Origin of the sequence: Streptomyces sp. NPDC060209 (assembly GCF_042728155.1) — a bacterium.
GTDB lineage: Bacteria > Actinomycetota > Actinomycetes > Streptomycetales > Streptomycetaceae > Streptomyces.
This window is the reverse complement of sequence record NZ_JBHWZS010000396.1, coordinates 1-6,960: the sequence shown is the minus strand read 5'-3', so window position 1 is coordinate 6,960 and position 6,960 is coordinate 1. Positions and strand designations below refer to the sequence as shown.

7 protein-coding genes and 4 pseudogenes are annotated in these 6,960 nt (G+C 67.5%); 6 read left to right on the top strand and 5 right to left on the bottom strand.

Going from position 1 to position 6,960, the window contains the following annotated elements; translation table 11 throughout:
• Nucleotides 1–21 precede the first annotated feature (21 nt).
• Together ACFWFI_RS39340 and ACFWFI_RS39335 are read right to left on the bottom strand one after the other, a co-directional pair.
• A complete protein-coding gene (locus ACFWFI_RS39340) occupies nt 22–570 on the bottom strand; it encodes a tellurite resistance TerB family protein (RefSeq protein ID WP_387400207.1) in 549 nt (182 codons plus the stop codon).
• A 190-nt stretch (nt 571–760) separates the two neighbouring features.
• On the bottom strand, nt 761–1,144 hold the full coding sequence (locus ACFWFI_RS39335; protein WP_387400204.1) for a hypothetical protein: 384 nt from the start codon (nt 1,142–1,144) through the stop codon (nt 761–763).
• A gap of 94 nt (nt 1,145–1,238) precedes the next feature.
• On the opposite strand from ACFWFI_RS39335, the gene ACFWFI_RS39330 reads away from it, so the two are divergent.
• Together ACFWFI_RS39330 and ACFWFI_RS39325 are read left to right on the top strand one after the other, a co-directional pair.
• The gene (locus tag ACFWFI_RS39330; RefSeq protein ID WP_387400201.1) at nt 1,239–1,736 is read left to right on the top strand and encodes a MarR family transcriptional regulator; all 498 of its coding nucleotides are present in this window, start codon (nt 1,239–1,241) and stop codon (nt 1,734–1,736) included.
• 210 nt (nt 1,737–1,946) lie between these two features.
• A pseudogene (locus ACFWFI_RS39325) lies at nt 1,947–2,385 on the top strand (hypothetical protein); the annotation flags it as partial.
• Here the strand turns inward: ACFWFI_RS39325 and ACFWFI_RS39320 are convergent.
• Together ACFWFI_RS39320 and ACFWFI_RS39315 are read right to left on the bottom strand one after the other, a co-directional pair.
• Nucleotides 2,340–3,437, bottom strand: coding sequence for a thiamine pyrophosphate-binding protein (locus ACFWFI_RS39320; RefSeq protein ID WP_387400210.1), 1,098 nt, complete (start codon nt 3,435–3,437; stop codon nt 2,340–2,342). The pseudogene ACFWFI_RS39325 and the gene ACFWFI_RS39320 overlap by 46 nt on opposite strands.
• Before the next feature lie 333 nt (nt 3,438–3,770).
• Nucleotides 3,771–4,100: pseudogene (locus ACFWFI_RS39315) on the bottom strand (thiamine pyrophosphate-binding protein); the annotation flags it as partial.
• 70 nt (nt 4,101–4,170) lie between these two features.
• On the opposite strand from ACFWFI_RS39315, the gene ACFWFI_RS39310 reads away from it, so the two are divergent.
• Nucleotides 4,171–4,575 (top strand): cupin domain-containing protein, encoded by a 405-nt coding sequence (locus ACFWFI_RS39310; RefSeq protein ID WP_387400198.1) that lies wholly within the window; start codon nt 4,171–4,173, stop codon nt 4,573–4,575.
• A 297-nt stretch (nt 4,576–4,872) separates the two neighbouring features.
• On the opposite strand, the pseudogene ACFWFI_RS39305 reads toward ACFWFI_RS39310, so the two are convergent.
• A pseudogene (locus ACFWFI_RS39305) lies at nt 4,873–4,998 on the bottom strand (TetR/AcrR family transcriptional regulator); the annotation flags it as partial.
• A 306-nt stretch (nt 4,999–5,304) separates the two neighbouring features.
• Here ACFWFI_RS39305 and ACFWFI_RS39300 point away from each other — a divergent pair.
• The 3 genes and pseudogenes from ACFWFI_RS39300 to ACFWFI_RS39290 all read left to right on the top strand — a co-directional run bounded on the left by ACFWFI_RS39300 (nt 5,305) and on the right by ACFWFI_RS39290 (nt 6,845).
• Nucleotides 5,305–5,700, top strand: a complete 396-nt coding sequence (locus ACFWFI_RS39300; RefSeq protein WP_387400195.1) for a siderophore-interacting protein — start codon at nt 5,305–5,307, stop codon at nt 5,698–5,700.
• Nucleotides 5,701–5,703: 3 nt separating this feature from the next.
• A pseudogene (locus tag ACFWFI_RS39295) lies at nt 5,704–6,071 on the top strand (siderophore-interacting protein).
• A 324-nt stretch (nt 6,072–6,395) separates the two neighbouring features.
• On the top strand, nt 6,396–6,845 hold the full coding sequence (locus tag ACFWFI_RS39290; protein ID WP_387400192.1) for a spore-associated protein: 450 nt from the start codon (nt 6,396–6,398) through the stop codon (nt 6,843–6,845).
• The last annotated feature ends 115 nt before the right edge of the window (nt 6,846–6,960 follow it).

Here is a 6,960-nt window from a genome sequence, read left to right as displayed (position 1 = left end):
GCGGTGAGCCGTCTGTTCGGTTCAGAGCTGGAATTCAGCGGGGGACAGCCCCAGCGCCGTGCAGACTTCTCGGAGGATCATGTGCTCGGCCTGGGAGAAGTTGCCGTCGGCTCCGGCGATGACGATGCCGGTCTGGAGCACGGCCCTCGCTTCGGTCGGCTTCTTGGCGGTCTTGGCGATCTCCTGAATCGCGTCGGCCTTGCCCTGCTGGAAGTTGAGGGTCAGCTGGTCCACGTGCTTGTTGAAGCGCTGGCGCAACTGCTCCGGCGGGAAGTTCTGCAGGACTTCGTTGCCCAGGATCATGGACTCCACATGCTGTCGCTCGGCAGGGTCCACCTGCCCGTCCGCAGCCGCGACGAGCGCGCACATCGCCATGCTCGCGTCCCGGTAGGCGCCGCTCTTCAGCTCCGTCTTGAGGGAAGCGAGCTGTGACTTCAGCGTGCTGACCAGCTGGGCGCGCGAACCGCCACCGGACCCCTGCCCGGCGCTCCGTCCGGCCGCCGGCCCACGCGCTCCTTGGGTCTGCTGCAGAGTCTTCGCCTGATCCTTGAGCCGGTCCCACACTGCCATTGAGGTCACCTCGGTCTTCGTCTGAGTTGTCGGTCACGAGCCCGTGCGCTCACCCACCCAACGGCCGATCGTGGGTAAAGGTTCCGCAAAGTGGCCGACGTCTTGTATTCGCGATCGGGCGTCGGGCGTCGGTCGTGCAGAAGGGTGGTCGAGGGGGCCGGCACCGACGGTGCCGACCCGCACGAGTGCGTCAGGCCACCGTGCCGGCGACTCCGGTGCGACCCTCGGGGACGCCGACGATCGTCACGATGACCTGCCTGCGGATGTCCTCGCCGAAAACGCTGACCATCGCCTCGGTGGTGTTGGCGATCAGGCGCGCGGGAGCGTCCGGGATCTCTGGAAGGTGGTACGCGGCCTCGCGCATGCTGAGGGTGACGAGCGGGGCGTCGATCTCCGCGGGGATGCCGCCGATGCCGCGACGGTGCTGCGGGACGCCGACGAGGTCAACCCCGACCAAGCGGCGCAGCTCCTCGCCGTAGACGGCGCCGACCGCGTCGGTCAAGGCGCTGATCAGCTTCGGTTCGACCGTCCCGTCGAGAGCTTCATCGCGGATGTGCACGCTGAAGTGCGGCATGGCGAAATCTCCGTTCGTGCTGGTAGTTACCATGGAGGGGATTCACTTTGAGAGCAAAGTGAAATATCTTTGAAGGTAAAGGTAGTGATGTGTGATGTCAACGCCCAGGGCGCATGATGCCGGTGAGAGCGACGACAGTGACGTGAACGGAGTCGACGACGCCGTCAGGGCCCTGCTCCTGCTCATGCCTCGGATGGCCGGCCGGATCAAGAAGACCCCTGTGCCCGAGGCCCTCCAGTCCTTCTCCCTTGCGCCGCGACACCTCTCCCTGCTTTCCTACCTGCTCTTCGACGGGCCGATGACCGTGAACGAGCTGGCTGCTCAACTCCAGGTCGCCCCGACGACGGTGAGCCTGTTGGTCGGAGATCTGAACCGGCAGGGCATCCTGGAGCGGCGCGAGGACGAGGCGGACAGGCGTCGGCGGATCATCGGCATCGCGGCCGGCCAGCAACCGGCGATCGCTGCCTGGCTCGCCCCGGGCGCGTCCGCGTGGCGCAGGGCGCTGGCCCCCCTGACGCCGGATCAGCGGCAAGTCTTCGTCGATACTCTGCTCGCGTACGAAGCCGCGGTCAGCGACGAGGAGCCGGGCTGACCTCAGCCCTGCCCGCGAGAACGCGGGGGCCGTCGAGGCGGCCTCACCCACGGCGATGAAGGGCCGCCGAGGCGGTGGGGGAGGTGTCGGCCGTTGCGCCGCGAGCAGAGGACGGTGCAGCACATGCAGTCCGTCCCGGATGACTGCGATGGTCGCAGCCAACGCCTGGTCGGCGATGCTTAATTGTCAACAGCTGAAGATCAGGCGTCCGAGCTTGATGCCATCTGGATCTCGCATCTGCACGCCGACCACAGCGCGGACCTGCTCACCGCTTACTGCGCCGCGTCCTACGCGGACACACAGCTCGACGCGCCCATCCCGCTCTCCGGACCGCCAGGCATCGCCGACCGGCTGGCGCACTTCCTTCGCCGTACGCATGGAGCCCGCGGACAAGTCGCTGGTCTACTCCGGGTGGAGCTCGCCGAGGGGTGCGACGTTCTGCTCTGTGAAGCCGAGAGCGCGCAGGCGCCCACTGAGGGTGAGCGGGTCCACCACACACTCTCGATTCGACGGTCCCGTCGACCATGCCTTTCCCGGGACCTCTTTCCCGATCCGTCGGGCCGAGGTTGTCTCGACTCGCCGCCTGGGCGGGCGGGGTGGTGCTCAAGCGGTTTCGATGCCGTCCCGCAGTGCGGCGATCCTGCCCTGAAGGGCCCAGGGCACCTCGGACGGGTCGACGCGCACGTCGATCACGGACGGGCGGCCCTCGGCGGACAAGGCAGTCGTCAGCTCCGTCTCGAAATGCGTCAGGGTGCGGACCACCACGCCCTGAGCGCCCAGCCCGCGGCCGATGGTGGCCGCGTCCATCGGGGCGCGGTACATGGCCCCGCTGGAGTGGCCGAACACGCCGTCCTGGACGTTCTGGACCATGGCGTTGCCGCCGTTGTTGAGCACGACCCAAATCACCGGCAGCCCTTCCTCGGCGGCCGTGTGGGTCTCCATCCCGCTCATCGCGTAGGCCGCGTCGCCGGTGAGCGCGACGACCGGACGTCCACCTGCGGCGAGTGCGCCCCCTACGGCAGCGCCCGCGCTGTAGCCCATCGAGCCGATGTTCAGGGAGACATGGACCGCCCCGGGAGGCCGGCTGACGTAAAACTCTCCCAGCCAGTTGAGGCAGTTGCCGTTGTCGACGAAGAGCAGAGTCTCAGCGGGCAGCAACCTGCTCATCGATTCGACAACCGCAGAGGCCCGCAGGCCGCTCCCGCCTGCCCGCGGCTCGGGCCGCCGTGAATGCCGCGTCGGCCCGTCCAGCTCCCGATCGTCCTGGGTGTCACCGCCGCCCAGGACTTCGAGCACGGAGTCCAAGGTGGCTGCGGCGTCGCCGACGACCTCGACATCGGCCGGGAACCCCGCGTCCATACGCAGTGGATCGATGTCGACTCGGCATACACGCCTGCTTCCGATCAGTCCGGAGTGCCAGTTGGCGGTGGAGAGTTCACCCAGCGCGCTGCCCAGGACGAGAAGCGTGTCGACTTCGGGGTTCAGAACCACCTCGTGCGCTCGGGGAGAGCCGGCGAAGCCGAATACGCCTGCGGACAATGGATGATCCTCCGGGAAGACGCTCTTGCCCTTGATCGTGGTCGCGACCGGCCAGCCCAGCCGTTCGGCCAGCCGGACCAGTGGCGCTGTGGCCTGAGCGAGCTTGGCTCCCTGGCCGGCCAGTACCACCCCGTTGCCGGCTCCCCGCAGCATGTCCGCCATCTGTCGCACAGCGGCTTCTGCCGGCTCCGTGGCGGGAGCGGAGCGGAAGCGTTCCAAGGCCCGGATGCAGGGGCCCGTGTCGGCGGAAACCGGCTGTGAAAGAAAGTCGGTCGGGATCGAAAGGTGCACTGCCCCAGGCCGGCCTGTCCTCGCGGTTCGTATTGCGTGGGCAAGCAACCTGGGTGTCTGGTCGGGATGGAGCAAGAGGGCTGAGAGCTTGGTGGCGGAGTGGAAGGCGGCGACGGTATCGACGGACCAGTTGCCGCCGCTGCTGTCCTGCAGGCTTCCGCGACCGGCCAGCGACGTCCCTGTCTGCGCCGAGATGACCAGTACCGGCACCCCGTCGCTGGTCGCGCTCGCCGCCGCTGTCAGCGCGTGCAGAGCGCCAGGTCCTGCGGTGGTGCACACCACCCCCAGGCAGCCGGTTGCCTGCGCGGTCCCCTCGGCCATGAACCCGGCACCCTCCTCATGCCGGGCCAGCACCATACGTATACCCGGTTCGCGGTCCACGGCCTCGTACAGTGGGAGGAGCGGGCCTCCGGGGACGCCGAAGACATGGCGTACGCCGAGCGCACGAAGACCCCGTACAAGTAACTCGGCGACCGTGGTGGGGTGTTGTGAGTCAGGATCGTCGCTCGGCTTCGGAGGGCGATTGGATGTCATTGCGATGAGCCTCGCTTACCGTGGTGGGAGTGCGTCCTGCGGACGAACTCCCAGGCGCCGAAAGGAGCCGATGGTGGAGAGCAACTCCTCCCGTTCATCGACGGACCGGAGCGCACCCGAGCCGATTGCGGTCGACGTCGCACGTGCAGTTGTGACTGATTCCCTTCGGGGAATCCCACTCGACGCCACGCACGTCACAGTCAGCAAGACCGTTGTGCCGCCGCATGGCAGCACTGGTTGGCATTACCACGTAGGCCCGGTTCTCGTGCTCGTCGCCGAAGGAACGCTCACCCACACATTCGCAGACGGAAGCACCGACACTGTCGGCGCAGGCTCCTGCTTCGTGGAGCCGCACGGCCCGGAGAACGCCCACGTGGGTGTGAATCCGGCAGCAGTTCCGCTTGTCCTGCACGCGGTCTATTTCCTCCCGGACGCAACATCCCCGCTGGCAGTACCGGTTCCCGCGCCGAACTGAGAGATGTCACCGAGCGGTTGGCCCGAGAGTGTGTCCCCTTTTTGGTTACCCGACAGAGAATCGCGAAACGCCCCTTCACACAATGTTCATGACTGGACAGGCGGACGGTATCCGACATGACCGGCGACCGTGCGAGCACGGGTGACCAGGAATGCGGCGGAGTTCCGAGGTCTTGCCCAAGGCCGGGTGTCTGCTTCTCGGATGGCCCGGAAAGGGCTGCTGAGCAGGGGTGCGCGGCCTCCAGGTCCGCCCGTGCCGCCCGTCCTCCGGCTACGTTCCCCAACGGGCAGGCTTCCTCCCGGCGGCGTGGCCGTGCTCGGCGAAAACGTGAGCAGCGGCGGTGATGATGCGCTGTCGCGTGAGTCCTGCTCGGGCCTGGCGTGCCTGTTCACGTGGCTGAAGTCCGCGATGGCTGGACGCCATGGCGCCTCCGGGGCGGCGTCTTGAATGCGAGTAGCGAACGACCTGAACAATTGCTCATAATGCAGCTATGACCTGCGGAAACCTGTAAACGGACCCCAGAGGAAGAGGCACCCGGGCCACGCCGATTGCCCGCGATCTCCCTCTGCGGCGGGGGTGCCGGGCCGGCCTCGGCGCATCTGCGGGCCCTGCGTGTCCCCGCGTTGTCCCACGGCTCGTCGTGGGCCTTCGGCCCCCAACGCGAGCTGCACCCGAACGGAAAGCGATAGCGCCATGCTGCCCAAGGTCCGCACACCCAAGACGCGGCAAATGATCACCCTGGAGGTACGCGAGAACACGAAGCTGACGCCGAGTTTTTCGAGCATCACGCTCGGTGGACCCGAACTCCGGCACTTGATACCCACAGGATTCGACCAGGCCGTGCGGCTGTTCTTACCCCGCGAGGGGCAGGTAGGGCTGAGGATGCCGACCCGAAACAGTGAGGCGTGGATGGCGGAGCTGCTCCTCCAGCCGAAGTCCGTCAGACCCTGGGTGCGCAACTTCACCATCCGCCGGACCCGGCCGGAACTCGGCGAGCTGGACATCGAGTTCGCGGTCCACGGCGACACCCCGGCCTCCGTACTCGCAAGGAGTGCCAGACCCGGTGACCCTGCGGGAATCTTCGACGTGCGCGTGACCTATCTGCCGTCGGCACATGCCGAGTAGCAGCTGCTCGCCGGAGATGGGAGCGCCCTGCCCGCGATCCTGGCCATCCTCGAACAGGCTCCCGCCGACCTGGTCGCGGAGGTCTTCCTGGAGGTGCCCTCCATCGCCGACTTCCGCACGGACATCACGGCCCCCGATGGCGTACGGGTGCACTGGATGCGCGTAACGGCACGACTGGTGCACCGGGCAGCGTGGCTCTCGAAGCCGTCAGGGAGTCGGCCCTGCGGCCCGGCCGTTTCTACACATGGGTCGCCGGGGAGGCGGGTTTGGCCACCGGGGTGCGCCGTCATCTGGTGCGAGAGCGGGGCGTGCCGAAGCAGGACATAGCGTTCCTCGGGTACTGGCGGAACGGCCGCTCGAGTCCGGGCTGATCACGCCGCCCGCCGCCCGCCGCCCGCTGCCCGCGCGCAGGCCGCCGCCCGCTGCCGCGCGCAGGCCGCGAGGGCGAGCGGCGGTGCTCCGCTTCCCGGCGGTGACTGGAGGGCGCCGGCGGGCCCGGACCGGAGGTGCTCGTGGCTGAGGTTCGACGGTCTTTTTTGTCGCCCGGCGGGCGTCCGACCGGCCAGGATCCCGTGAAAACCCCGACCTCCGTGTGATCGTCCAGTACCTCTGTGTGAATGCGGTGCAACCATCCATGCCATTCGAGGGTCACATCAAGTGGGAGTAAACCGCTCTCGGGGACACAAGGGGGAAATATGAGAATTGCTCGCAATGTCGCGGCTGTCGGGGCAGTCACCGCACTGGTGGTGGGTGGCACCGCCGCGTTCGCCGGGACGGCCTCCGCCGCGCCGAACGTCACGCCGCAGGGCGTCTGTGGCAAGGCCTACAAGACCGTGAACTCGGTGCCTGTCGGCTCGCTGGGAACCGTCTACCTGACCTACAACTCCTCCAACGGCAGGAACTGCGTCGCGACCATCCGTGCCAACCCGGGGTCGGCCAAGTACATGTCCGCGTACATCTACGTCCCCGCCACCGACGAGTGGGCCGGGGACGACGGGAAGTTCACGTCGTACGCGGGACCGAGCTACGTCTACGGCAAGGGCTACTGCGTGAGCTGGGGCGGCAGCATCGACAACGTGTACGTGTCGGTGGAGAACTCCAACTGCGCCGCCTTCAAGGAGCAGCGGACCACCGAGATCCGCTGATTCCGCGTCGCCATCCGTCGCGAGTTCTCGCGCATCGCAGGCATGCTTCCCTCTCAACTTCAGCTGTGGAGCATGCCTGTGCCTTCAAGCAGTGGCGGGCCGGGCAGACATCTGC